Raw genomic sequence first — 26,193 nt, 5'->3', positions numbered from 1 at the left:
TATACTTATCTTTTTGCTCTGTTTTCTCACTGGAGGAGTCATGCGGTGGATTCTGTTCATCCTCATCTGCCTGCTGGGCGCACCTGTCCATGCAGTATCCATACCCGGCGTTACCACCACAGCAACAACAGATTCAGGCTCTGAACCGGCTCAGGAACCGGATATCGAACAAAAAAAAGCGGCCTATGGCGCACTGGCGGACGTGCTGGATAATGACACCTCGCGCAAAGAGTTGATCGACCAGCTACGCACCGTTGCCGCCACGCCCCCTGCAGACCCCGTACCGAAAATCGTGCCGCCGACGCTGGTTGAAGAGCAAACCGTGCTGCAAAAGGTGACTGAAATCAGCCGCCATTATGGTGAAGCCCTTTCCGCCCGCTTCGGGCAACTTTACCGCAATATCACTGGCTCCCCGCATAAGCCGTTTAATCTACAAACCTTCAGCAATGCGCTGACCCATTTTTCAATGCTAGCGGTTTTAGTGTTTGGTTTTTACTGGCTGATTCGCCTGTGCGCGCTGCCGTTATATCGCAAAATGGGTCAGTGGGCGCGGCAAAAAAACCGTGAGCGCAGCAACTGGTTACAGCTTCCGGCGATGATCATCGGGGCGTTTATTATCGATTTGCTGTTGCTGGCTCTGACGTTATTTGTCGGCCAGGTACTAAGCGACAACCTCAACGCCGGTAGCAAAACCATCGCTTTTCAACAAAGCCTGTTTCTCAATGCTTTCGCTCTGATTGAATTTTTCAAAGCTGTTTTACGCCTGATTTTCTGCCCGAACGTGGCAGAGCTGCGCCCGTTCAATATTCAGGATGAAAGCGCCCGCTACTGGTGCCGCCGTCTTAGCTGGTTAAGCAGTCTGATTGGTTATGGACTGATTGTGGCAGTGCCGATTATCTCTAATCAGGTGAATGTGCAAATCGGGGCGCTCGCCAACGTGATAATCATGCTGTGCATGACCGTCTGGGCGCTGTATCTGATCTTTCGTAATAAAAAAGAGATTACCCAGCATTTGCTCAACTTCGCGGAGCACTCGCTGGCATTCTTCAGCCTGTTTATCCGCGCCTTTGCGCTGGTGTGGCACTGGCTGGCAAGCGCCTATTTTATTGTGCTGTTTTTCTTTTCGTTGTTCGATCCAGGAAACAGCCTGAAATTTATGATGGGCGCAACGGTGCGCAGTCTGGCGATTATTGGTATCGCGGCGTTTGTTTCCGGTATGTTTTCCCGCTGGCTGGCGAAGACCATCACTCTCTCGCCACATACTCAGCGTAACTATCCGGAGCTGCAAAAACGGCTGAACGGCTGGCTATCAGCAGCACTGAAAACGGCGCGTATTCTAACGGTGTGCGTGGCGGTAATGTTGCTGCTCAGCGCCTGGGGGCTGTTCGATTTCTGGAACTGGCTGCAAAACGGCGCGGGGCAGAAAACCGTGGATATCCTGATCCGTATCGCGCTCATCCTTTTCTTCTCGGCGGTTGGCTGGACGGTGCTCGCCAGTTTGATCGAAAACCGGCTGGCTTCGGATATTCACGGTCGCCCGCTGCCCAGCGCCCGCACGCGTACCCTGCTGACACTGTTTCGCAATGCGCTGGCGGTGATTATCAGCACCATCACCATCATGATTGTGTTGTCGGAAATCGGCGTCAATATCGCGCCGCTGCTGGCAGGTGCCGGGGCATTAGGTCTGGCTATCTCGTTTGGTTCGCAAACGCTGGTGAAAGATATTATTACCGGCGTGTTCATTCAGTTTGAAAACGGTATGAACACTGGAGATTTGGTTACCATCGGGCCGTTGACCGGCACGGTGGAACGGATGTCGATTCGCTCCGTGGGCGTGCGTCAGGATACCGGTGCGTATCACATCATTCCGTGGTCTTCGATAACCACCTTTGCTAACTTCGTCCGTGGCATTGGTTCGGTGGTAGCAAACTATGATGTCGATCGGCATGAGGATGCCGATAAAGCCAATCAGGCGCTGAAGGATGCCGTAGCGGCGGTGATGGAAAATGAAGAAATTCGCGGGCTGATTATTGGTGAACCGAACTTTGCCGGTATTGTCGGCTTAAGCAATACCGCGTTTACGCTGCGTGTTTCGTTTACCACGCTGCCGCTCAAACAGTGGACGGTGAGATTTGCCCTCGACAGCCAGGTGAAAAAACATTTCGACCAGGCTGGTGTTCGTGCGCCGGTGCAAACTTATCAGGTGCTGCCGGGAACGCCCCCGGTAGCACCACTGCCATCGGGGGAGCCTACGCTTTAACGCTGGCGATTGACAAAACGACGGCGCTGTTCGTCGTTCATAAAGGTCCAGGCAATAAAGCGACTCTGTTTTTGCCCCTGGGCCATCTCTTTTTTGACCACTTTCACCGCGCCAACATCCGTCAGAGCACGATACAACGGCGGTAAGTTTTCGCCACGAGATACCAGCGAGGTAAACCACATCACCTGCTTCGCGAAGCCTTTACTCTCTTCAATCATCTTTTTGATAAAGGCCACTTCGCCACCTTCACACCACAGCTCCTGTTGCTGACCGCCAAAGTTCAGCGCGTTATCTCTGTCCAGCCCCAGGTTACGCCGTTTGCGTTCGCTGCCGGCACGCGCTGCTGCTGCGGAGTCATGGAATGGTGGGTTGCACAAGGTTGCGTCGTATTGCTCGTTTTTGTGGATGATGCCGTTAAAAATGGCGCCGGTATCCTTTTGCCGACGCAGGCGGATAGCGCGGTTAAGACCCGGATTGGCGCTGATGATCGCCTGCGCGCTGCTTAATGCCTGGCTGTTAGTTTCTGTACCAGTAAAACGCCAGCCATATTCATGCACACCAATCAGCGGATAAATACAATTTGCACCAACACCGATATCCAGAATGCTGGCATTGGCTGGAATTGTTCCGCTTGCCTCAGCCAGTAAATCAGCAAGATGATGAATATAATCTGCCCGACCCGGCACCGGTGGGCAGAGAAAACCGTCAGGGATATCCCAGCTCGCCACAGCATAAAAATGTGCCAACAGCGCCTTGTTGAGCGCCTTCACTGCCAGCGGATTGGCGAAGTCAACGCTTTGCTCACCGGCAGGGGTAAGCGTAAGGAATTGAGCCAGTTCAGGATTCACCTGACAAAGCGTGACGAGATCGTAGCGACTGTGATGACGATTGCGCGGGTGTAACCCCGGTTTCTGGGCGGACATAGCATTCTCCTTTAAGCAGCGGCGTAAGATACCCGCATAACGCAGCAGGGTAAATATCTGGCTGCGTTTAACATGCTTCAAAACCTTAACCTGACTGCATTTTTCATCAATTCATCATAAAAATCAGCACGCTGCATGTCATTGATTTGTCTTGTTTTGTAAAAATATATTGTTCAAAAAATAAGCACATCTCTGTCAATTTTTTGCGTCATTTTCATCGCACAAGAGACCTACACTTATCAGGCACTACTCGTTGTATTTATGAGGATGTCATTATGAAAAAGTGCCTCGCACTACTGATTGCCACCGTCCTGAGCGGAATCACCTTCACGGCTTATGCCGCGCAGCTACTGAGTAGCCAGGACAGCGGTCAACTACGACCAGCCGGAACCGTTTCGGCGACCGGCGCATCTAACCTAAGCGATCTGGAGGATAAACTGGCAGAAAAAGCGCGCGAACAAGGCGCGAAAGGTTATGTCATTAATTCCGCAGGCGGAAATGACCAGATGTTCGGTACTGCAACCATCTACAAATAACCCCACCAACGTAACTGCATTCGCCTCTGGATGCAGTTTTCGCCCATTTTGTAACCAAAAAACATCAAATATGAACATAATGTAAATAAATGTATTTCTTTTTCGCGCAATGGGTGATAGAAAATCGCGCCAAGTGATAATGCTTATCAAAATTATTATCACTTGCACGATCGCTTTTACGGGATTAACAGTGGCATCGCATCCGCAGAGATGCTTTCTCGTGACAGTGAAAATTTTAACATATAAGAAAAAGTCACCTGCAAAATGGAAAACAATCGCAATTTCCCAGCCAGACAATTTCATTCGCTCACGTTCTTTGCCGGTCTTTGTATCGGTATCACGCCTGTGGCACAGGCACTGGCCACCGAAGGGCAAACTAACGCGGATGACACGCTGGTTGTCGAAGCATCAACGCCTTCGCTTTATGCACCACAACAATCTGCCGACCCGAAATTCTCGCGTCCGGTAGCGGATACAACCCGCACGATGACGGTGATTTCGGAACAAGTGATTAAAGATCAGGGCGCAACCAACCTTACCGACGCGCTTAAAAACGTCCCCGGCGTGGGTGCGTTTTTTGCTGGTGAGAACGGTAACTCCACCACTGGTGACGCCATTTATATGCGCGGCGCCGATACCTCTAACAGCATTTATATTGATGGCATTCGCGATATTGGCAGCGTCTCGCGCGACACCTTCAATACCGAACAGGTCGAAGTGATTAAAGGCCCATCCGGCACCGACTACGGGCGTAGTGCGCCGACGGGTTCGATCAATATGATCAGCAAACAACCGCGCAATGATTCAGGTATTGACGCCTCCGCCAGTATTGGTAGCGCCTGGTTCCGTCGCGGCACGCTGGATGTTAATCAGGTCATTGGCGATACCACAGCGGTACGTCTGAATATGATGGGCGAAAAAACGCACGATGCCGGACGCGATAAAGTCAAAAACGAGCGTTACGGCGTCGCCCCTTCCGTGGCATTTGGTCTCGGTACGTCGAATCGTTTGTATCTCAACTATTTACACGTTACCCAGCACAATACGCCAGACGGCGGCATTCCGACCATTGGTTTACCGGGCTATTCCGCACCTTCTGCGGGTACGGCGGCGCTGAATCATTCCGGAAAAGTTGATACGCATAACTTTTATGGTACGGATTCCGATTACGACGATTCGACCACCGATACTGCCACCATGCGTTTTGAGCACGACATCAGCGATAACACAACTATTCGCAATACTACGCGTTGGTCGCGCGTGAAGCAGGATTACCTGATGACGGCAATTATGGGGGGGGCGTCGAATATTACCCAGCCCACCAGCGATGTGAATAGCTGGACGTGGTCACGCACTGCGAATACCAAAGATGTGAGTAATAAAATTCTCACCAACCAGACCAACCTGACCTCGACGTTCTATACCGGCTCTATCGGTCATGATATCAGTACCGGCGTGGAATTTACCCGCGAAACGCAAACCAACTACGGCGTTAATCCGGTGACGTTACCGGCGGTGAATATTTATCATCCTGACAGCAGCATTCATCCCGGTGGCCTGACGCGCAACGGTGCCAATGCTAACGGTCAGACGGATACCTTTGCAATTTATGCCTTCGATACGCTGCAAATCACCCGTGATTTTGAGCTGAACGGCGGAATTCGGCTGGACAATTATCATACTGAATATGACAGTGCTACCGCCTGCGGCGGCAGTGGACGCGGCGCAGTTACCTGCCCTACTGGCGTGGCGAAAGGTTCTCCGGTCACCACTGTCGACACCGCTAAATCTGGCAATCTGGTGAACTGGAAAGCCGGGGCGCTGTACCACCTGACAGACAATGGCAATGTCTACGTGAACTATGCCGTTTCCCAACAACCACCAGGTGGCAGTAATTTCGCCCTTGCGCAATCTGGCAGCGGTAACAGTGCCAGCCGTACCGACTTTAAACCGCAAAAAGCCAAAACCAGTGAGATTGGCACCAAATGGCAGGTGCTGGATAAACGCCTGCTACTCACTGCCGCGCTGTTCCGTACTGATATCGAAAATGAAGTTGAGCAAAATGATGACGGGACTTACTCGCAATACGGTAAGAAACGCGTCGAAGGCTATGAGATTTCCGTTGCCGGGAATATCACTCCGGCCTGGCAAGTGATTGGCGGTTACACCCAGCAAAAAGCGACTATCAAAAACGGCGCTGACGTTGCTCAGGATGGTTCCTCATCACTGCCGTATACGCCGGAACACGCCTTTACCCTATGGAGCCAGTATCAGGCAACCGATGATATCTCCGTCGGTGCGGGCGCTCGCTATATCGGCAGTATGCATAAAGGTTCAGACGGCGCGGTGGGAACGCCAGCGTTTACCGAAGGTTATTGGGTCGCCGATGCCAAACTGGGTTATCGGGTTAATCGCAATCTCGACTTCCAGTTAAACGTCTACAACCTGTTCGATACCGATTACGTCGCCTCAATCAACAAGAGCGGCTACCGTTATCATCCGGGTGAGCCAAGAACTTTCCTGCTCACCGCCAACATGCATTTCTGATTCAGATGTGGGACGCAGGGCGCACTAATGTTGATGGCGAGAACAAAACTGCCTGATGCGCTGCGTTTATCAGGCCTGCAAAATTCGTGCAATGCATTGAATTTACATCATTTTGTAGGCCGGATAAGGCGTTCACGCCGCATCCGGCATGAGTTAAGTGCACTCTATCAACAATCGGTGTGATGCTCAGCCCCCACTTTTTGGAGAACCTATATGATGTACCACATTCCCGGTGTGTTATCGCCACAGGACGTCGCCCGGTTTCGTGCCCAACTGGAACAAGCCGAATGGATTGATGGACGTGTCACCACCGGCGCACAAGGCGCGCAGGTCAAGAATAATCAACAGGTAGACACCCGCAGCGCGTTATATGCCGCATTACAAAATGAAGTGCTGAACGCGGTTAACCAACATGCACTGTTCTTTGCCGCTGCCTTGCCGCGTACCATTTCCACGCCGCTGTTTAATCGCTATCAGAATAATGAAACCTATGGTTTTCATGTGGATGGCGCGGTACGCAGTCATCCGCAAAACGGCTGGATGCGCACCGATCTTTCCGCCACGCTGTTTTTGAGCGATCCACAAAGTTACGAAGGCGGCGAACTGGTCGTCAATGACACCTTCGGGCAACATCGGGTAAAACTTCCGGCTGGCGATCTGGTGTTGTATCCCTCCAGCAGCCTGCACTGTGTGACGCCAGTAACGCACGGCGTACGGGTGGCGTCATTTATGTGGATACAATCAATGGTCCGCGACGATAAAAAGCGCGCCATGCTGTTCGAGCTGGACAACAATATTCAGTCACTCAAAAACCGCTACGGTGAAGGAGAAGAGATCCTGTCGCTACTCAATCTTTATCATAATCTGCTGCGGGAATGGTCGGAGATCTGACGCTTGAACTGCCCAGGTTCGCCCCTATATTAGCTACACTTAACTGTACAAGCATTGATATGGGGAGGACGATATGGCATCCGGTTGGGCTAACGATGACGCCGTCAACGAACAGATCAACAGTACAATTGAAGATGCGATTGCCCGCGCCAGGGGTGAAATTCCGCGTGGCGAAAGCCTGTATGAATGTGAAGAGTGCGGCGCTCCCATCCCGCAGGCTCGTCGGGAAGCCATTCCTGGCGTGCGCTTATGCATTCACTGTCAGCAGGAGAAAGATTTACAAAAACCGGATTATACAGGATATAATCGCAGAGGTTCGAAAGACAGCCAGTTACGTTAACTGCAATTGACATGATGTGTAGATAGTATGATTTGCGTTTTTCGTGGCATTCCGTGCCTTTAACGCAGCCGTGACTGCCACGTGTTACAAAATTGGTTCATACATACGATAAATGAATGGATTATCAGCATGTTAGATATCAATCAATTTATTTGAACAAGGCGGTCAATTCTCTTCGATTTTATCTCTCGTAAAAAAACGTGATACTCATCACATCGACGAAACAACGTCACTTAAACAAAAATCACCTGCGAGAGATTAATTATGAAAACTATCAATACTGTTGTTGCTGCTATGGCTCTTTCAACTCTGTCATTTGGCGTGTTCGCGGCGGAGCCGGTCACGGCATCCCAGGCACAAAGCATGAATAAAATTGGCGTAGTTTCTGCCGATGGCGCATCCACCCTCGATGCCCTGGAAGCGAAACTGGCTGAAAAAGCGGCGGCGGCTGGCGCCAGTGGATACAGCATCACATCCGCCACCAACAACAATAAATTAAGCGGCACAGCGGTTATCTATAAGTAATTCGCAGACCGGATAAAGCGTTTACGCCGCATCCGGCAAGAAGCTATCAGGTTCTGAATTTCCCTGTCTGTTTGCCGACAGACGCATGTGCTCCAACCCTCATTGATCCTATGTTACCCTTGTTTGCCCGTCCGTCACTGGACGGGCTTTTTTTAGCTGGCTGACTGCTGGCTGAAAGCCTGCAACGTCTCTTCTGATATACCAATCTGCCGCGCGGCGTCACAAATTGCCTGCCAGCTCCCGGCATCCAGTGGAATCCCCATCTCCTGCCGTTCACGGCGCATATTCACTTCCCACTCACCCGGCAGCAAAATCGGTTTATCGTCATCATGCGGCGAGGCTTTCACCCACTCGGCAAAGGCTTCGGACTGCGCTGCACAATCTGGCGCACCGAACAGCTCCGGGTTAATGATAATGCTCGTCATGCAGTTAAAACCGGCATCCGGGCTGTGCTGCAATGTTTCCTGATAAGTGGTTTTACCACCAGAAAGCGCACCACCGAGAATTTCGCACATCACCGCCAGGGCGTAACCTTTATGTTCAGCAAAAGCCAACAACGCTCCTAACGGTGACTCCAGCATTACTGCCGGATCGGTCGTTGGCACACCGTTAACGTCGATCAGGCAACCAGGTGGTACGGGCACGCCTTTATGCCAGGCCACACGCGCTTTACCAAACGCAATGGTGCTGGTGGCGTAATCAAGTAGCAGCGGGAAATTATCTTTTCGGGGAAAGACCACGCAGAACGGATTTGTGCCAAAGCGACTGTCACGACCACGGAACGGCGCAACAGCCTTGCTCCCTACCACACTGACAAAGTGGATAGAGACAAACCCCGCCGCCGCGCACTGTTCCGCCCAATAACCAATGCGCCCGATATGATGTGAGTTACGCAGCGCCACGGCAGCAATACCGTGGTGACGTGCTTTTTCAATCCCCAGAGTCATGGCCTCATATGCAGCTACCTGACCACATGCGCGATCGCCATCAAGCGTGACCACAGCCCCCGCATCTTTGACAATTTTGGCGTGATGGTTGATCTGCAAATAGCCCTGCTGCCAGGAACGCACATAATTCGGGATCATGCCAATACCATGTGAATCATGCCCTGCCAGATTTGCTGCGATTAAATGATCTGCTACTAATTTTGCTTCCTGTTCCTCGCTACCCATCTGACGAAACACAGTCAGAACAAAGTTGTGCAGCGTCCGGGCATGAAAGCGATGACCACTTTCCATGGTTAACTCCTGTTTATGTTATATGCCTGTTGTTTTTTTATGCTGCGCGCCGCACACGGGAAGGTCAATAAAGATGCTGCACTTTCATGGTGCAGTGGAGTAAAGACCGGATGACACTCATCATCCGGCTGAGGAAGAAATTAAAATGATTGCTTAATGCGCGCCAGACCATCGCTAATGGTTGCCACTTCGCCCGCCGCCGCCAGACAGCAAGCCATCTGGATGTTCAGTGACTCGGGAATTGGTTCGCTGCCAGCCAGGCAACGTTCAATCCACTTCGCCGTGGTTTCCGGGTCTTTTGCTTGTGGCAGTAGCTCGTTGCCAGCAGTGTCCTGTTTTTCATACAGCACCCGCATCCCTTCGCGGTCAATAAGATTTATTTGCGGGCAGCGTTGCGGATTAGCATAGACTTCGCCCTCAGTGCCGTGCATTAACAGCGCCCGTCCGCCGATATCGCTAAAGAACTTCGCGACTCGCCCGATGTATTCCGGATGCGAGACGCTGGAAAGACGCAGTGCCTCACCTTCGGCAAACGGTGTCGCCAGTTTCGCCAGGGTATGCGCACTGTTGCGCACGCCCATCCGCCAGCGCATCGCCAGTTGTTTTTCCAGCGGCGGGCAAAACGCGCCTACGGGCATAAATACCGGCTGGTGCTCGTCAAGCTTCGCCTGTGCTTGTCCGGCATGTAGCGTTGGCGCAATCCCCATCAGTTGAAAAATGGTTTCGGTCAGCACGCGAGTCGGATCTTCACTAACGCCGTGAACGACCACCGGAAAACCGAGTTTATGCAGCAGAATCGCCAGCAACGGTGTCAGGTTGGCCTGTTTACGCGCGCCGTTGTAACTGGGGATGACAATCGGCATCGGCTTGCCGACGGGGGGCGTCAGCTTGATGGTGTGATTTTGCATGGCTTCGTAAAAGCCGAGCATCTCTGCTTCCCCTTCCCCTTTGATACGCAGTGCAATCAATATGCCACCCAACTCAAGGTCAGGCACTTCGCCATTGAGCATATGGGCATACAGACCGCGCGCCGTATCCTGGTCCAGATCGCGTGCGTGGTTTTTCCCGCGCCCGATCTCTTTAATGATTTTGCGATAGTCCATTTACGACTCCTTACCTGACTCACATCATTAACGCCGCCGACGGCGTGGGGATTTCGCTTTTTCTTTCTTTTTAACTATACCTTCAGGGACTTCCGGTTGCTCTATTGGAAATACCGGTAATGCATCCAGTAGTCGCTTGCCATAATTTTTGGTCAACAAGCGTTTGTCGTAGATAACCACTTCCCCCCAGCAACTGTGGCTTCGAATCAGTCGCCCAACCTGCTGAATCAGATTAAACGAAGCACTTGGCAGACTTTGCACCTCAAACGGGTAGCGATTAAGACTTTTTAGCCATTCGCCTTCGGTGATCACCACCGGACTGTCGATAGGCGGAAAGGCGATTTTATGGATATGCACCTGACTGAGCAGATCGCCTTTCAGATCAAGGCCTTCGGCGAATGACTGTAGGCCCACCAGCACGCTGCGCTCACCGTTAGCGACGCGTTTGCGATGCAGTTCAACTAAGCGGTAGCGCGGCTGATCGCCCTGCACTAACAGCATCAGACGTAAATCCGTCACATAGTCGAGAAACCGCTGCATCGCCCGTCCGCTGGCAAACAGCACCAACATGCCGAGATGCTTTTTGCTCTCCACCTGCTCACGGAAAAAGGCCGCCATTTCAGCAATGTGCTGCTCTTCGTTGTCGATGGAAGGCTCAAAGCGCATCCGGGGAATAACAATTTTGCCCTGCTCGCAGTGGTTGAACGGTGAATCCAGCGCCACAAAGCGGTCGCCTGCTTTCTCTTTTAGCCCGCTCATCTCCTGCAAACGCGAAAAACTGTTCAGCGAACGCAAGGTTGCGGAGGTGACAATAATGTGCGGAATGCTGCGCCACAGCAGCCTTTCCAGCTGATCGCTGACGCGGATCCCCACGCAGTGAAACCAGAGATGTAGCTGCCCGTCACGCTCTTCCCGCGTCGCCCATTTGGTCACTGGCGCACCGGAAGATTGCGCCAGCGAGGCCAGCCGCCAGAGTTTGCTTTGCGCCTCAAACATCCCCAGCGCGCGGTTCATCTGCAAAATCAACCGATGCAGACGCACAATATCGTGGCTGCCGGTTTTCTCGCTTAAATCGTTGAGGAACAGTTCTGCCAGGCCACGCAGCATCTCGGTCAGTTTTGCCAGCCGCTGGCAGATCTCCAGCACTTCATCAGGCAGTTCGCCCATCGCAAACCGGTGCTCAGCCTCCTGCCCGGCAGGCATATAGAGATTGAGAATGTTGTTTAAAGAGGCGATAAGCTCATACAACTCTTCACAATGCGCATTCAAACGTTCAGGGATTGCCAGCGGTGGGATCGTCTTCGGGCGAAACTGCTCCATGCAGGTGGCGACCAGTTTGGTGAACAAGTCCAGTTGGAGCCGATACCAGGGCGCGGTGATTTCGGCGCTCATCTCCAGCGCATCCCGCGCCACGTCCGGCAGGTGATGCCCTTCATCCAGCACCAGCAGCAAGTTTTTCGGGTCTGGCAATACAGCTTCGCTTTCCATCGCCGCCATAACCAGCGCATGGTTTGCCACCACCACTTCTGCTTCCTGAATCTCCCGACGGGCAACAAAAAACGGGCATTCGCGGTAGTAGTAACAGTTGCGGTTGAGGCAGCTGGCTTTGTCGGTACTCAGCCGTCGCCAGAGATCGTCATCAATAGCAATATCCGTATGATCGCGCAGGCCATCCCATTTATAAGTGTCGAGATCGCCCTTCAGCTTTGCACAGCGTTTTTGCTCTTCCTGATTATTAGGCGTCAGTTCGTCGTCAAGAAAAGCGAGCAGATCCTGTTGCGTGGGTTCAGTGCTGGCAAGCGCCGTCAGGTTACGCGGGCAAACGTAGCGCCCACGCCCGAAAGCGGCGGTGAATTTAAGATCGGGAATGATCTTTTTCAACAAAGGTAAATCTTTGCTGTAGATCTGATCCTGCAATGCCACGTTGGCGGTACTGACCACCAGCGTTTTTTGCTCTTCGCGGGCAATCGCAATGCCAGGAATCAAATAGGAGAGCGTTTTCCCAACGCCGGTGGGCGCTTCAATCGCCAGATGCCGCCCTTCTTCTCCGGCCAGCGTTTTGGCGACGTCCGCAATCATCTGCCGCTGCGGCGCACGGGGAATAAAGTCGGGGATCTGTTCCTGAAGCGCCTTATACCAGGCGGCAATTTGCGCTTTAAGCGCGGCGGTTAATGCCATGAGAAAACCTGAAACACTGTATAAACAGCCAATATTGTGGCATTTTTCGGTTTTCAGGGGTAATGGTTTTTCTGTTTCTGGAAAGCTGCTCGCAAAGACGTTTTCCGGATGTGGGGTTTTCCCGCAGCAGAAGAAACATCATTGCGCAGCAAAAGACTATGCACACAGGCCTATTCCGCTGGCGGCCATTGCAGGGCGGTATGCAAAACACGCAGTACCGAGAGCGTATCGCCCTCCACTTGATAAACAAGCACATAATGCGGTCTGACAACGGCCTCATGAGTGCCAGCGACTCGTCCGGCCCGATACATCTCCGGGCGTTCACAAGCCTGTTCCGCAATAGTTTCAAATTGATTATCAAGGGCAATTGCCGCTTGTGGATTATCTTTACTGATGTATTCCATGATTTGCTCCCTGTCAGACAGGGACATTGGCTTCCATTCCAGACGCATTAATCCCCCTTCAACAATGCTTTTTTACGGGCAGCAAATAGACTTTTGGCCTCTTCATGAGAGAGCGCCGGGCGTGGGTCGTCAATGGCGGCCTGCACCTGTTCACGAAACCAGGCATCATACGCGGCAGCTTCATGAGCACGTTTTAATGCCTCTACCCTGTCTGGTCGGGTGGTTTTCTTCTGACCGTTCGGGTCGTAATTAGAGGCGTCGACTTCAAACCGGGCAATACCAACATCTTTCAGGTAGTTGACAACCGTTTCCAGTCGTTTAAACAAGCGAATTTGCCGACTGCGTTGTGCTGCAAGAGGCCGTTCAGTGTGCCCGTATTTCACGGTCAACGACCAGCCTCCCTGGGTGCCAATAACGTGTGCTGCATCCACTACGCCAGATTCAACCAGTTTATGTAAGGTTGAGTGATCGATCGTTTCTGGTGCCATAATGCGCTGACCTCTTTGTATACGACATGCAATTTATAATTAAAGATAGCGCAATTAATAATAAATTGCAGCACATTGATTATAAATCGCCCAGGGCAAGATTGCGGTAGAAAGAGATTTATTGCGAAGATGCCGGGCATAGCCCGGCATAAAAGATTACTGCGCAGCGGCAGGTTTACGCGGACGGCGGCGACGTTGTTGTTCGCCTGCCGGTTTGGCATCGCCGAGACGACGAGACGGTTTTTCTGCGGGTTTCGCGTTACCAGACTTCGCACCACCTTCAGCGCGGCGTGGCTGCTGTTGAGCGCGACCACCACCCTGCCCACGACCGCCGCCACTGCGTTGCTGGCGACCATTCTGGATCGGTTCGGCTTTGATTGACGGGTCCGGCTCATAGCCCGGAATCGCAATGCGTGGGATCTCTTTTTTCAGCAGTTTTTCGATATCACGCAGCAGTTTGTGTTCATCAACACACACCAGCGATAACGCTTCGCCGGTGGCGGCGGCACGACCGGTACGCCCGATACGGTGGACATAATCTTCCGGTACGTTTGGCAGCTCATAGTTGACGACGTGTGGCAACTCTTCGATATCCAGGCCACGCGCGGCGATGTCGGTCGCCACCAGCACGCGAATATCGCCCGATTTAAAATCGGCCAGCGCACGGGTACGCGCACCTTGCGATTTATTACCGTGGATCGCCGCACTGCGAATGCCATCTTTATTTAATTGTTCAGCCAGATGGTTAGCGCCATGTTTGGTTCGAGTAAACACCAGCACCTGCTGCCAGTTACCTTTACCAATCATGTGTGACAGCAATTCCCGTTTGCGTTTCTTATCGACAAAGTGAACGTGCTGGGTCACTTGCTCAGAGGCGGTATTGCGGCGTGCCACTTCGATTTCCAGCGGGTTATGCAGCAGTTTTTCTGCCAGAGCTTTAATCTCGTCAGAGAAAGTCGCGGAGAACAGCAGGTTCTGGCGCTTCGCTGGCAGTTTTGTTAACACACGACGAATATCGTGGATAAAGCCCATATCGAGCATACGGTCAGCTTCATCAAGGACGAGGATCTCTATCTGATCCAGTTTCACCGCGTTCTGGTGTTCCAGATCCAGCAAACGCCCCGGCGTTGCCACCAGCACATCAACACCGCCACGCAGCTTCATCATCTGCGGGTTAATGCTGACGCCACCAAACACCACCAGCGAACGAATGTTCAGGTATTTGCTGTAATCACGGACGTTTTCACCAATCTGCGCCGCCAGTTCGCGGGTCGGGGTGAGGATCAACGCGCGCACCGGACGACGCCCTTTGGCGTGCGGCTCTCGGGAAATCAGGTGTTGCAACAGCGGTAACGTAAAGCCCGCTGTTTTGCCCGTGCCGGTCTGGGCACTGGCCATCAGGTCGCGGCCTTCCAGCACCGCAGGGATCGCCTGCTGCTGAATAGGGGTGGGTTCACGGTAACCTTGCTCGGCAACGGCGCGCAGGATATCAGGGCTTAAACCCAAAGAATCGAAAGACATAACTACTCCGAACCGCCCCGACCGTTACCGGTGTAGTTTTCAGGGAGATACTGAAAAGGAAAATGACAAAAACCACAATGTCATGAGGGAGCGGAGTGTAGCAGTTTTTGTGACGCAGCGCATAAATTATCCCTGTGACTGGCGTTGCTCAAATTCTTAGCCATACTGGACAACGCGAAAAATGAGTCATAATCTTAATCAATCATTTGATTAAGAATGGGCTGTGCTATGAATAGTCCTGCCATGACAACCAAAGGTGAACAGGCGAAAAAGCAGCTGATTGCCGCTGCACTGGCGCAGTTTGGTGAGTATGGAATGAACGCCACCACCCGCGATATTGCCGCCCAGGCCGGGCAGAATATCGCTGCTATTACCTATTACTTCGGTTCGAAAGAAGATTTATACCTCGCCTGCGCCCAGTGGATTGCCGATTTTATTGGCGAACAGTTCCGTCCGCACGCCGAGGAAGCCGAACGCTTATTCGCGCAACCACAGCCGGATCGCGCAGCCATCCGCGAACTGATCCTTCGCGCCTGCAGGAACATGATTCAACTGCTCACCCAGGATGACACTGTCAACCTCAGCAAGTTTATCTCCCGTGAGCAGCTCTCTCCTACGGCGGCCTACCATCTGGTGCATGAACAGGTGATTAGCCCGCTACACAGCCATCTTACGCGTCTGATCGCCGCCTGGACCGGTTGTGATGCCAACGATACCCGCATGATCCTCCATACCCATGCATTACTTGGCGAGATTCTGGCGTTTCGTCTTGGTAAAGAAACGATTCTGTTACGCACCGGCTGGAGCGCGTTCGATGAAGAAAAGACCGAACTGATCAACCAGACGGTAACCTGTCATATCGACCTGATTTTGCAAGGATTATCGCAAAGGAGTTTGTAGTGATGAAAAAAACTGTCGTGACTGGACTGGCGGTAGTGGTGCTTGCCGCCGTGGTTGCCGGAGGCTACTGGTGGTATCAAAGCCGCCAGGATAACGGCCTGACACTGTATGGCAACGTGGATATTCGTACGGTGAATCTGAGCTTCCGTGTCGGTGGTCGCGTTGAGTCGCTGGCGGTAGACGAAGGTGATGCGATCAAAGCGGGCCAGGTGCTGGGCGAACTGGATCATAAGCCGTATGAGATTGCCCTGATGCAGGCGAAAGCGGGCGTTTCAGTGGCGCAGGCGCAGTATGACCTGATGCTTGCCGGGTATCGCGACGAAGAAATCGCTCAGGCCGCCGCAGCGGTGAAACAGGCACAAGCCGCATATGACTATGCGCAGAACTTCTATAACCGCCAGCAAGGGTTGTGGAAAAGCCGCACCATTTCGGCAAATGACCTGGAAAATGCCCGCTCCTCGCGCGACCAGGCGCAGGCAACGCTGAAATCAGCTCAGGATAAATTACGTCAGTACCGTTCCGGTAACCGTGAACAGGATATCGCCCAGGCGAAAGCCAGCCTCGAACAGGCACAGGCGCAACTGGCGCAGGCGGAGCTGAATTTGCAGGATTCGACGCTGGTCGCACCGTCTGATGGCACGCTATTAACCCGCGCAGTAGAGCCTGGCACGGTGCTCAATGAAGGCGGCACGGTGTTTACCGTCTCGCTGACGCGTCCGGTGTGGGTGCGCGCTTATGTTGATGAACGTAATCTTGACCAGGCGCAGCCGGGGCGCAAAGTGCTGCTCTATACCGATGGTCGCCCGGACAAGCCCTATCACGGGCAGATTGGTTTCGTTTCGCCAACCGCTGAATTTACCCCGAAAACCGTCGAAACGCCGGATCTGCGTACCGACCTCGTTTATCGCCTGCGTATTGTGGTGACCGACGCCGATGATGCGTTACGCCAGGGAATGCCAGTGACGGTGCAATTCGGTGACGAGGCAGGACATGAATGATGCCGTTATCACGCTGAACGGCCTGGAAAAACGCTTTCCGGGCATGGACAAGCCCGCCGTCGCGCCGCTCGACTGCACCATTCATGCCGGTTATGTGACGGGGCTGGTGGGGCCGGATGGCGCGGGCAAAACCACGCTGATGCGGATGCTGGCGGGATTACTGAAACCCGACAGCGGCAGTGCCACGGTGATTGGCTTTGATCCGATCAAAAACGACGCTGCGCTGCACGCAGTGCTTGGCTATATGCCGCAGAAATTCGGTCTGTATGAAGATCTCACGGTGATGGAGAACCTCAATCTGTACGCGGATTTGCGCAGCGTCACCGGTGAAGCACGTAAGCAGACTTTTGCTCGCCTGCTGGAGTTTACGTCTCTTGGCCCGTTTACCGGACGCCTGGCGGGCAAGCTCTCTGGCGGGATGAAGCAAAAACTCGGGCTGGCCTGTACCCTGGTGGGCGCGCCGAAAGTGTTACTGCTCGATGAACCCGGCGTCGGCGTTGACCCTATCTCACGGCGCGAACTGTGGCAGATGGTGCATGAGCTGGCAGGCGAAGGGATGTTAATCCTCTGGAGCACCTCGTATCTCGACGAAGCCGAGCAGTGCCGTGACGTGTTATTGATGAACGAAGGCGAGTTGCTGTATCAGGGAGAACCAAAAGCCCTGACACAAACCATGGCCGGACGCAGTTTTCTGATGACCAGCCCGCACGAGGGCAACCGCAAATTGCTGCAACGGGCATTGAAACTGCCACAGGTCAGCGACGGGATGATTCAGGGGAAATCCGTGCGCCTGATCCTCAAAAAAGAGGCCACACCAGACGATATTCGCCATGCCGACGGGATGCCGGAAATCAACATCAACGAAACTACGCCGCGTTTTGAAGATGCGTTTATTGATTTGCTGGGTGGTGCCGGAACCTCGGAATCGCCGCTAGGCGCAATATTACATACGGTAGAAGGCACACCCGGCGAGACGGTGATCGAAGCGAAAGAGCTGACCAAGAAATTTGGTGATTTTGCCGCCACCGATCATGTGAATTTTGCCGTCAAACGCGGTGAAATCTTTGGTTTGCTCGGGCCAAACGGCGCGGGGAAATCAACCACCTTTAAGATGATGTGTGGCTTGCTGGTGCCGACCTCTGGTCAGGCGCTGGTGCTGGGGATGGATCTGAAAGAGAGTTCCGGTAAAGCGCGCCAGCATCTCGGCTATATGGCACAAAAATTTTCGCTCTACGGCAACCTGACGGTCGAACAGAATTTACGCTTTTTTTCTGGTGTGTATGGTTTACGCGGTCGGGCGCAGAACGAAAAAATCTCCCGTATGAGCGAGGCGTTCGGCCTGAAAAGTATCGCCTCACATGCCACCGATGAACTGCCGTTGGGTTTTAAACAGCGGCTGGCGCTGGCCTGCTCGCTAATGCACGAACCGGACATTCTGTTTCTTGATGAACCGACTTCCGGCGTTGATCCCCTCACCCGCCGTGAATTTTGGTTACATATCAACAGCATGGTTGAGAAAGGCGTTACGGTGATGGTTACCACCCACTTTATGGATGAAGCGGAATATTGCGACCGCATCGGGCTGGTGTATCGCGGGAAGCTGATTGCCAGCGGTACGCCGGACGATTTGAAAGCGCAGTCGGCTAACGATGAGCAACCCGACCCCACCATGGAGCAGGCTTTTATTCAGTTGATCCACAACTGGGATAAGGAGCATGGCAATGAGTAATCCGATCCTTTCCTGGCGTCGTGTGCGGGCGCTGTGCGTCAAAGAGACGCGGCAGATCATTCGCGATCCAAGTAGCTGGCTGATTGCGGTGGTGATCCCGCTGTTGCTGCTGTTTATTTTTGGTTACGGCATTAACCTCGACTCCAGTAAGCTGCGGGTCGGGATTTTGCTGGAGCAACGTAGCGAAGCGGCGCTGGATTTCACCCACACCATGACCGGCTCGCCCTACATCGACGCCACCATCAGCGATAACCGTCAGGAACTGATCGCCAAAATGCAGGCGGGGAAAATTCGCGGTCTGGTGGTTATTCCCGTAGATTTCGCCGAACAGATGGAGCGCGCCAACGCCACCGCACCGATTCAGGTGATCACCGACGGCAGTGAGCCGAATACCGCTAACTTTGTGCAGGGGTATGTCGAAGGGATCTGGCAGATCTGGCAAATGCAGCGGGCAGAGGACAATGGGCAGACGTTTGAACCGCTTATCGACGTCCAGACACGCTACTGGTTTAACCCGGCGGCGATAAGCCAGCACTTTATTATCCCCGGTGCGGTAACCATTATCATGACGGTTATCGGCGCGATCCTCACCTCGCTGGTGGTGGCGCGAGAATGGGAACGCGGCACTATGGAGGCTTTGCTCTCTACGGAGATTACCCGCACGGAACTGCTGTTGTGTAAGCTGATCCCCTATTACTTCCTCGGTATGCTGGCGATGCTGCTCTGTATGCTGGTGTCGGTGTTTATTCTCGGCGTGCCCTATCGCGGTTCGCTGCTGATTCTGTTTTTTATCTCCAGCCTGTTTTTACTCAGTACCCTGGGGATGGGGCTGCTGATTTCCACGATTACCCGCAACCAGTTCAATGCCGCTCAGGTCGCCCTGAACGCCGCGTTCCTGCCGTCGATTATGCTTTCCGGCTTTATTTTTCAGATCGACAGTATGCCAGCGGTGATCCGCGCGGTGACGTACATTATTCCCGCTCGTTATTTCGTCAGCACCCTGCAAAGCCTGTTCCTCGCCGGGAATATTCCAGTGGTGCTGGTGGTAAACGTGCTGTTTTTGATCGCTTCGGCGGTGATGTTTATCGGCCTGACGTGGCTGAAAACCAAACGTCGGCTGGATTAGGGAGAAGAGCATGTTTCATCGCTTATGGACGTTAATCCGCAAAGAGTTGCAGTCGCTGCTGCGCGAACCGCAAACGCGGGCGATTCTGATTTTACCCGTGCTTATTCAGGTGATCCTGTTCCCGTTTGCCGCCACGCTGGAAGTGACCAACGCCACCATCGCTATCTACGATGAAGATAACGGCGAGCATTCGGTGGAGCTGACCCAACGTTTTGCCCGTGCCAGCGCCTTTACCCATGTGCTGTTGCTGAAAAGTCCGCAGGAGATCCGCCCAACCATCGACACGCAAAAGGCGCTACTGCTGGTGCGTTTCCCGGCAGACTTCTCACGCAAACTGGATACGTTCCAGACCGCGCCGTTGCAGTTAATTCTCGACGGGCGTAACTCCAACAGTGCGCAAATCGCCGCCAACTACCTGCAACAGATCGTCAAAAACTATCAGCAGGAGCTGCTGGAAGGAAAGCCGAAGCCCAACAACAGCGAACTGGTGGTACGCAACTGGTATAACCCAAACCTCGACTACAAATGGTTTGTGGTGCCATCGTTGATCGCCATGATCACCACTATCGGCGTGATGATCGTCACTTCACTTTCTGTCGCCCGCGAACGCGAACAGGGAACGCTCGATCAGCTACTGGTTTCGCCCCTCACCACCTGGCAGATATTCATCGGTAAAGCCGTACCGGCGTTAATTGTCGCCACGTTCCAGGCCACCATTGTGCTGGCGATTGGTATCTGGGCGTATCAAATCCCCTTCGCCGGATCGCTGGCGCTGTTCTATTTCACGATGGTGATTTACGGTTTGTCACTGGTGGGATTCGGTCTGCTGATTTCATCACTCTGTGCAACGCAACAGCAGGCGTTTATCGGGGTATTCGTCTTTATGATGCCCGCCATTCTGCTTTCCGGTTACGTTTCGCCGGTAGAGAACATGCCGGTGTGGCTGCAAAACCTGACGTGGATTAACCCTATCCGCCACTTTACGGACATTACCAAGCAGATTTATTTGAAGGATGCGAGTCTGGATATTGTGTGGAACAGTTTGTGGCCGCTACTGGTGATAACGGCCACGACAGGATCAGCGGCGTACGCGATGTTTAGACGCAAGGTGATGTAACTTTTTATCTTTCGCCAGTAACGACACCACCGCCGGGCCGGCAAGGATCGCCAGCCCTGCAATTGCCAGCAAATAGTTGTTTTCCAGTACGCGGGACAACAGCCACAGCACAATCAGCGCTGCGCCAAAATACCAGGTGGTGGTCAGCTCTTCCAGTACGTCTGCCACCTCGCGCCAGCGTTGTTCGGGGTGGCGCTGAAACACCAGCATCATCACTACCGTTACGCAATACAGCACGCACAATCCCACGCCGACGTGAACCAGAGTTTTACTCATCCAGCCCACCACCAGCAGCGCCACTACCAGTAAATGCAACATAATCTGCCAGCAACTTAGGCCAGTTGCGACACGAACACGTTGTTGCCACTTCATGGCTTCTCTCCTGAAGAATTTATCTCTACTAACTCAGAGTACCGAACTTTACGGAAAATTCCGTAAGACCGCACCTTTTTGTGACGCCGACTACACTATTTCAATGAGATAAGAGGCAAAGACAGGAAAATTATGCCCGATCAAACACAACAATTTTCGTTCAAGGTACTCACCATCAATATTCACAAAGGCTTTACCGCGTTTAACCGACGCTTCATTTTGCCGGAACTTCGCGACGCCGTGCGCACCGTCAGCGCCGATATTGTTTGCCTGCAGGAAGTGATGGGCGCGCACGAAGTTCATCCACTGCATGTGGAAAACTGGCCCGATACCTCGCACTACGAGTTTCTTGCCGACACCATGTGGAGCGATTTTGCCTACGGTCGCAATGCTGTGTATCCAGAAGGGCATCACGGAAACGCGGTGCTGTCACGCTATCCCATTGAACATTATGAAAATCGTGATGTTTCTGTCGATGGGGCGGAAAAACGTGGCGTACTGTATTGCCGCATTGTGCCACCGGTGACCGGGAAAGCGATTCATGTGATGTGCGTGCATCTTGGCCTGCGTGAGGCGCACCGTCAGGCGCAGCTTGCGATGCTCGCCGAATGGGTGAACCAGCTTCCGCCAGACGAACCCGTTTTAGTGGCGGGTGATTTCAACGACTGGCGGCAAAAAGCCAATCATCCCTTAAAAGTACAGGCCGGGCTGGATGAGATATTTACCCGCGCCCACGGACGCCCGGCGCGCACGTTTCCGGTGCAATTTCCTCTACTACGTCTGGACAGGATCTATGTCAAAAATGCCAGCGCCAGCGCGCCAACCTCGCTACCGCTGCGCACCTGGCGACATCTTTCTGATCATGCCCCTTTGAGTGCGGAGATTCATTTATGAAATGTAGCTGGCGCGAAGGCAATAAGATCCAGTTGCTGGAGAACGGCGAGCAATATTATCCCGCTGTATTTAAAGCGATTGGCGAGGCGCAAGAACGCATTATTCTTGAAACGTTTATCTGGTTCGAGGATGACGTCGGTAAACAATTACACGCAGCATTGCTGGACGCTGCGAGACGCGGGGTTAAAGCGGAAGTCTTGCTGGATGGCTACGGTTCGCCGGATCTCAGCGATGAGTTTGTCAATGAGCTGACGGCGGCTGGCGTGGTGTTTCGTTATTACGATCCCCGCCCTCGCCTGTTCGGTATGCGCACCAATGTGTTTCGCCGGATGCATCGCAAAATTGTGGTGATCGACGCACGCATCGCCTTTATTGGCGGGCTGAATTACTCCGCCGAGCATATGTCCAGCTACGGTCCAGAGGCCAAACAGGATTACGCGGTGCGCCTGGAGGGGCCAATTGTGGAAGATATTCTGCAATTTGAACTGGAAAACCTGCCCGGACAAAGCGCGGCACGGCGCTGGTGGCGACGTCATCACAAGGCAGAAGAGAACCGCCAGCCGGGAGAAGCGCAGGTATTGCTGGTCTGGCGCGATAACGAAGAACATCGCAGCGATATTGAACGCCACTATCTGAAAATGCTCACTCAGGCGCGGCGAGAAGTGATTATCGCCAACGCCTACTTCTTCCCCGGCTATCGATTTTTACACGCCTTGCGTAAAGCGGCACGGCGTGGGGTGCGGATCAAACTGATCATTCAGGGTGAACCGGATATGCCTATTGTCAGAGTCGGCGCGCGCTTGCTGTATAACTATCTGGTTAAAGGCGGCGTTCAGGTATTTGAATATCGCCGCCGCCCACTCCACGGCAAAGTGGCATTGATGGACGATCACTGGGCGACGGTGGGCTCCAGTAATCTCGATCCGCTCAGTTTGTCGCTGAATCTTGAAGCAAACGTTATCATCCACGATCGTAATTTTAACCAGACGTTACGCGACAATCTGAATGGCATCATCGCCGCTGACTGCCAGCAGGTAGATGAAACCATGCTGCCAAAACGCACCTGGTGGAACCTGACTAAAAGCGTGCTGGCATTCCACTTTCTACGCCATTTTCCGGCGCTGGTTGGCTGGCTTCCGGCGCATACGCCACGTCTGGCGCAAGTTGATCCGCCCGCGCAGCCGGCAATGGAAACTCAGGATCGGGTAGAAACAGAAAACACGGGGGTAAAACCCTGATGAGTAAATCGCATCCACGCTGGCGCCGGGCAAAGAAGATCCTCACCTGGCTGTTTTTTATCGCGGTGATTGTGTTGCTGGTGGTCTACGCCAAAAAGGTAGACTGGGAAGAGGTCTGGAAGGTCATCCGCGACTACAATCGCGTTGCACTGCTCAGTGCGGTTGGGCTGGTGGTCGTCAGCTATCTGATTTACGGCTGTTATGACCTGCTAGCCCGCTTCTACTGCGGTCATAAACTGGCGAAGCGCCAGGTGATGCTGGTGTCATTTATCTGCTACGCCTTCAACCTGACGCTCAGTACCTGGGTCGGCGGCATTGGTATGCGTTATCGTCTTTACTCCCGCCTGGGATTACCGGGTAGCACTATTACACGGATTTTCTCGCTGAGTATTACCACCAACTGGCTGGGCTATATTTTGCTCGCCGGGATTATTTTTACCGTGGGCGTGGTGGAACTGCCGGATCACTGGTATATCGATCAAACCACGCTGCGTATTCTCGGCATTGGTTTGCTGCTGATAATTGCAGTCTATTTATGGTTTTGCGCCTTCGCTAAACACCGTCATATGACCATCAAAGGGCAAAAGCTGGTGCTACCTTCATGGAAATTCGCCCTCGCCCAGATGCTGATTTCCAGCGTTAACTGGATGGTTATGGGAGCGATTATCTGGCTGTTACTTGGTCAAAACGTGAACTATTTCTTTGTACTGGGCGTGTTGCTGGTTAGCAGTATTGCCGGCGTCATTGTGCATATTCCAGCGGGTATTGGCGTACTGGAAGCGGTGTTTATCGCGCTACTGGCAGGGGAACATACATCAAAAGGAACGATTATCGCCGCCCTGCTCGCTTACCGTGTCCTGTACTACTTTATCCCGCTGCTGCTGGCGCTGATCTGTTACCTGTTGCTGGAAAGCCAGGCGAAGAAGCTACGGGCGAAAAATGAAGCGGCGATGTGATGTTTAGTTAAGTTCTTTGGTTTGTGCAGATTGTTAGCAACGTGCTATTTGTTCATGGCGGATGCGGCGTGAACGCCTTAGCCGCCCTACACAACTAATGCGTTTCTGCATTCTGATACGCTACAGCCCTTTAACAAAGTATGTTTTACGCCAGAGTAATGTTTGTTGTTTCCTTAATAATCATCAGGGGACATCTGGCGATGTCCTCTCAGCATAAAATTACAGCGGATTCGGACTGGCTTCGCGATAAGAAACCTTTTTCTTCGGTGATGTAAAGGTGTCTCGCAGATCTTTATATTCATATATTTTGGCACGGGTGCCATCAGTTACTGGAATGGAGGAGTGCGGACGATAACACTGAGATAATGGCGAATTGCAATGCTCTTCGTGGGTAGAGATGCCCAGCCAGTCAAGAATCATCGCATAGTTATTAAGCAATGAATAAACTTCTTGAATGTGTCCAAGTTTACGCGGTTGACTGGCGATAGCAGCCTGGCTATACCAGATAAATTGCGGTACATCGTAGGCTTCTTTACTGGGAGTATCTGCGGCGTGCATATAATACGATGGAATATTGGGATTTTTCTCCAGACCGTGGTCAGAAAAATAGAGTAATGAGGATTTACTTCCCTCCAGTCTTTTCATGATTTCGCCAATGATGTAATCGGTAAATCGTATGGAGTTGTTGTAGCAATCCTCGTATTTATCCCCAGTTTTAATTTTATCTGCCCATTCAGGGTAGCGTGTACAGGCAATTTCATGGCTACCATTACCATGTAGCAGTATTAATTTCTTACCCTTGGCTTTTAATGCTTCATCCAACAACGGAAGAAGGCTATCATCGTATTCCTCGCTTACCCAATGTGTATTATTACTGGAACGACCAATGAGCGTAATATAGTTATTATGCTTCCCGGACATACCCACGGTGCTTAACCAGGTAGTCTGATACCCCACTTTATTAGCTACGGCAATAACATTATTTGATAAGTCCGCAGCGGTAAAACTTTCTGTTGTCGCTTTACTGAGGATCATCGGAACAGAAGTTACTGTTGCCGCCGCTGGGGAAACCGCATTATCAAAGATAAGCGCCTGTGGTCCAATCTCATTTTGTACAGGCGTGGTATTGATGCCAAAGCCATACAAACTCATATTACTGCGCCGTACAGACTCCCCTACGATAATAACATAATTTTCAATATCCGTTTCTTTAGCAATCAATCCCGGTAAATCCACATCAATTTGTTTTATTTCTCTGGCAAAAGAAATATCTCGATAAGCAATAATAAAATCAGCAGCGGTATAAAATGGTGTAAATCTTAACACCCTGGAGCTTAATGGAGAGTATCCTCCAAGACCATCTTTTTTCTGTTTACTCCATTGATTGTAGCTAAACCATGAGATAAATATTAATAGTATCACCAGTGATGCACATTGAACTTTAGTAGACACACACTTAACGCCCATGTGTATAGAAAAATAAGTCAGCAAGAAATAAACAACACATACTGGCATCCAGGATAGATATAACCCCGACATTGTTTTCACTTCAGACCAGTGGGTTTCCATGATACTCATCGCAAAGATAATATTAAATTCACTTTGATAAATTTGCCATGTACAAAGCGCGACCATAAAGTTAATGGTCAATAATAGTGACACACTCAATGCCGCTATTTTTCCAACAAATAATCGATAACACCCTATCAAACACAGGATGATTAGCAAGTTGCAGATACCGACGCGCAGGATAACCCTCAATGGCTGTAAAAAATAAACAGGCCAAAGCTGGAATAATACGGATACAAGTAGCAATGCGATGAAAATGTATTTTTTTGACTGCCGTGGATAAGCCGTTATCGATGGTAATACGAAAGACATAGAACCCCAATTCATTTATTATATGAAT

The 26,193-nt window shown here is 52.2% G+C and carries 23 protein-coding genes; 14 read left to right on the top strand and 9 right to left on the bottom strand.

The genetic code is table 11. The features are described 5' to 3' along the window. Positions 1-40: 40 nt before the first annotated feature. A complete protein-coding gene (ybiO, locus tag C3D30_RS06360) occupies positions 41-2,260 on the top strand; it encodes a mechanosensitive channel protein (RefSeq protein WP_016231639.1) in 2,220 nt (739 codons plus the stop codon). Here the strand turns inward: ybiO and rlmF are convergent. Continuing rightward, positions 2,257-3,183, bottom strand: coding sequence for a 23S rRNA (adenine(1618)-N(6))-methyltransferase RlmF (rlmF, locus tag C3D30_RS06355; RefSeq protein ID WP_010351220.1), 927 nt, complete (start codon positions 3,181-3,183; stop codon positions 2,257-2,259). The genes ybiO and rlmF overlap by 4 nt on opposite strands. 275 nt (positions 3,184-3,458) lie before the next feature. Here rlmF and mcbA point away from each other — a divergent pair, with 275 nt between their 5' ends. The 5 genes from mcbA to ybiJ all read left to right on the top strand — a co-directional run bounded on the left by mcbA (position 3,459) and on the right by ybiJ (position 8,022). Next, positions 3,459-3,719: a DUF1471 family periplasmic protein McbA gene (mcbA, locus tag C3D30_RS20305; protein ID WP_123058516.1), complete on the top strand. Its 261-nt coding sequence runs from the start codon at positions 3,459-3,461 to the stop codon at positions 3,717-3,719. A 264-nt stretch (positions 3,720-3,983) separates the two neighbouring features. Beyond that, entirely contained in the window at positions 3,984-6,266 is a 2,283-nt protein-coding gene (locus C3D30_RS06345; protein WP_105286613.1) for a catecholate siderophore receptor Fiu, read from the top strand. Positions 6,267-6,479: 213 nt separating this feature from the next. Continuing rightward, positions 6,480-7,157, top strand: coding sequence for a PKHD-type hydroxylase YbiX (gene ybiX, locus C3D30_RS06340; RefSeq protein ID WP_105286612.1), 678 nt, complete (start codon positions 6,480-6,482; stop codon positions 7,155-7,157). 73 nt (positions 7,158-7,230) lie between these two features. Beyond that, the gene (gene ybiI / locus C3D30_RS06335; protein ID WP_000146361.1) at positions 7,231-7,497 is read left to right on the top strand and encodes a C4-type zinc finger protein YbiI; all 267 of its coding nucleotides are present in this window, start codon (positions 7,231-7,233) and stop codon (positions 7,495-7,497) included. A 264-nt stretch (positions 7,498-7,761) separates the two neighbouring features. After that, positions 7,762-8,022 (top strand): DUF1471 family protein YbiJ, encoded by a 261-nt coding sequence (gene ybiJ / locus C3D30_RS06330; protein ID WP_000849307.1) that lies wholly within the window; start codon positions 7,762-7,764, stop codon positions 8,020-8,022. 152 nt (positions 8,023-8,174) lie between these two features. Here the strand turns inward: ybiJ and C3D30_RS06325 are convergent, their stop codons facing one another. The 6 genes from C3D30_RS06325 to rhlE all read right to left on the bottom strand — a co-directional run bounded on the left by C3D30_RS06325 (position 8,175) and on the right by rhlE (position 14,954). Continuing rightward, the gene (locus C3D30_RS06325; protein WP_000443555.1) at positions 8,175-9,260 is read right to left on the bottom strand and encodes a malate/lactate/ureidoglycolate dehydrogenase; all 1,086 of its coding nucleotides are present in this window, start codon (positions 9,258-9,260) and stop codon (positions 8,175-8,177) included. A gap of 140 nt (positions 9,261-9,400) precedes the next feature. Further along, positions 9,401-10,363 (bottom strand): DNA-binding protein YbiB, encoded by a 963-nt coding sequence (ybiB, locus tag C3D30_RS06320; RefSeq protein WP_105286611.1) that lies wholly within the window; start codon positions 10,361-10,363, stop codon positions 9,401-9,403. Positions 10,364-10,390: 27 nt separating this feature from the next. After that, a complete protein-coding gene (gene dinG / locus C3D30_RS06315) occupies positions 10,391-12,541 on the bottom strand; it encodes an ATP-dependent DNA helicase DinG (RefSeq protein ID WP_105286610.1) in 2,151 nt (716 codons plus the stop codon). 170 nt (positions 12,542-12,711) lie between these two features. Continuing rightward, positions 12,712-12,993, bottom strand: coding sequence for a type II toxin-antitoxin system RelE/ParE family toxin (locus C3D30_RS06305; RefSeq protein ID WP_105286609.1), 282 nt, complete (start codon positions 12,991-12,993; stop codon positions 12,712-12,714). Beyond that, positions 12,993-13,433 carry an antitoxin PaaA2 family protein gene (locus tag C3D30_RS06300; RefSeq protein ID WP_105286608.1) on the bottom strand — a complete coding sequence of 147 codons (441 nt, stop codon included), beginning with the start codon at positions 13,431-13,433 and terminating at the stop codon, positions 12,993-12,995. The genes C3D30_RS06305 and C3D30_RS06300 overlap by 1 nt, the downstream gene beginning before the upstream one ends. Positions 13,434-13,589: 156 nt before the next feature. Next, positions 13,590-14,954: an ATP-dependent RNA helicase RhlE gene (gene rhlE / locus C3D30_RS06295; protein ID WP_016159029.1), complete on the bottom strand. Its 1,365-nt coding sequence runs from the start codon at positions 14,952-14,954 to the stop codon at positions 13,590-13,592. Between the two features lie 228 nt (positions 14,955-15,182). On the opposite strand from rhlE, the gene cecR reads away from it, so the two are divergent. Genes cecR through C3D30_RS06270 form a run of 5 tightly spaced genes read left to right on the top strand, consistent with a single transcriptional unit; the run spans position 15,183 to position 20,824 of the window. Further along, the gene (gene cecR, locus C3D30_RS06290; RefSeq protein WP_010351229.1) at positions 15,183-15,854 is read left to right on the top strand and encodes a DNA-binding transcriptional regulator CecR; all 672 of its coding nucleotides are present in this window, start codon (positions 15,183-15,185) and stop codon (positions 15,852-15,854) included. Between the two features lie 2 nt (positions 15,855-15,856). After that, entirely contained in the window at positions 15,857-16,852 is a 996-nt protein-coding gene (hlyD, locus tag C3D30_RS06285) for a secretion protein HlyD (protein WP_016159031.1), read from the top strand. Beyond that, positions 16,845-18,581: an ATP-binding cassette domain-containing protein gene (locus C3D30_RS06280; protein WP_010351232.1), complete on the top strand. Its 1,737-nt coding sequence runs from the start codon at positions 16,845-16,847 to the stop codon at positions 18,579-18,581. The genes hlyD and C3D30_RS06280 overlap by 8 nt, the downstream gene beginning before the upstream one ends. Then, entirely contained in the window at positions 18,574-19,707 is a 1,134-nt protein-coding gene (locus C3D30_RS06275) for an ABC transporter permease (protein WP_000070111.1), read from the top strand. Before C3D30_RS06280 ends, C3D30_RS06275 begins: the two co-directional genes overlap by 8 nt. Positions 19,708-19,717: 10 nt before the next feature. Further along, on the top strand, positions 19,718-20,824 hold the full coding sequence (locus C3D30_RS06270; RefSeq protein WP_000469029.1) for an ABC transporter permease: 1,107 nt from the start codon (positions 19,718-19,720) through the stop codon (positions 20,822-20,824). Here the strand turns inward: C3D30_RS06270 and C3D30_RS06265 are convergent. Next, a complete protein-coding gene (locus C3D30_RS06265; RefSeq protein WP_000871987.1) occupies positions 20,786-21,196 on the bottom strand; it encodes a YbhQ family protein in 411 nt (136 codons plus the stop codon). The two genes, C3D30_RS06270 and C3D30_RS06265, sit on opposite strands and share 39 nt — an antisense overlap. 132 nt (positions 21,197-21,328) lie before the next feature. Between C3D30_RS06265 and C3D30_RS06260 the strand changes: the two genes are divergently transcribed. From C3D30_RS06260 to C3D30_RS06250, 3 genes are read left to right on the top strand one after another with little or no spacing between them, the layout of a single operon-like run. Then, positions 21,329-22,090: an endonuclease/exonuclease/phosphatase family protein gene (locus C3D30_RS06260; protein ID WP_001113360.1), complete on the top strand. Its 762-nt coding sequence runs from the start codon at positions 21,329-21,331 to the stop codon at positions 22,088-22,090. Beyond that, on the top strand, positions 22,087-23,328 hold the full coding sequence (gene clsB / locus C3D30_RS06255) for a cardiolipin synthase ClsB (RefSeq protein ID WP_000650352.1): 1,242 nt from the start codon (positions 22,087-22,089) through the stop codon (positions 23,326-23,328). The genes C3D30_RS06260 and clsB overlap by 4 nt, the downstream gene beginning before the upstream one ends. Next, entirely contained in the window at positions 23,328-24,284 is a 957-nt protein-coding gene (locus C3D30_RS06250) for a lysylphosphatidylglycerol synthase domain-containing protein (protein WP_000045487.1), read from the top strand. Before clsB ends, C3D30_RS06250 begins: the two co-directional genes overlap by 1 nt. Positions 24,285-24,503: 219 nt before the next feature. Here the strand turns inward: C3D30_RS06250 and C3D30_RS06245 are convergent, their stop codons facing one another. After that, entirely contained in the window at positions 24,504-26,165 is a 1,662-nt protein-coding gene (locus C3D30_RS06245; protein ID WP_105286607.1) for a phosphoethanolamine transferase, read from the bottom strand. Between the last annotated feature and the right edge of the window lie 28 nt (positions 26,166-26,193).

Origin of the sequence: Escherichia sp. MOD1-EC5433 (assembly GCF_002966005.1) — a bacterium.
Taxonomy (GTDB): domain Bacteria; phylum Pseudomonadota; class Gammaproteobacteria; order Enterobacterales; family Enterobacteriaceae; genus Escherichia; species Escherichia ruysiae.
The sequence above is the reverse complement of the archived record's forward strand: the minus strand, read 5'-3'. Positions and strand labels throughout refer to the sequence as shown.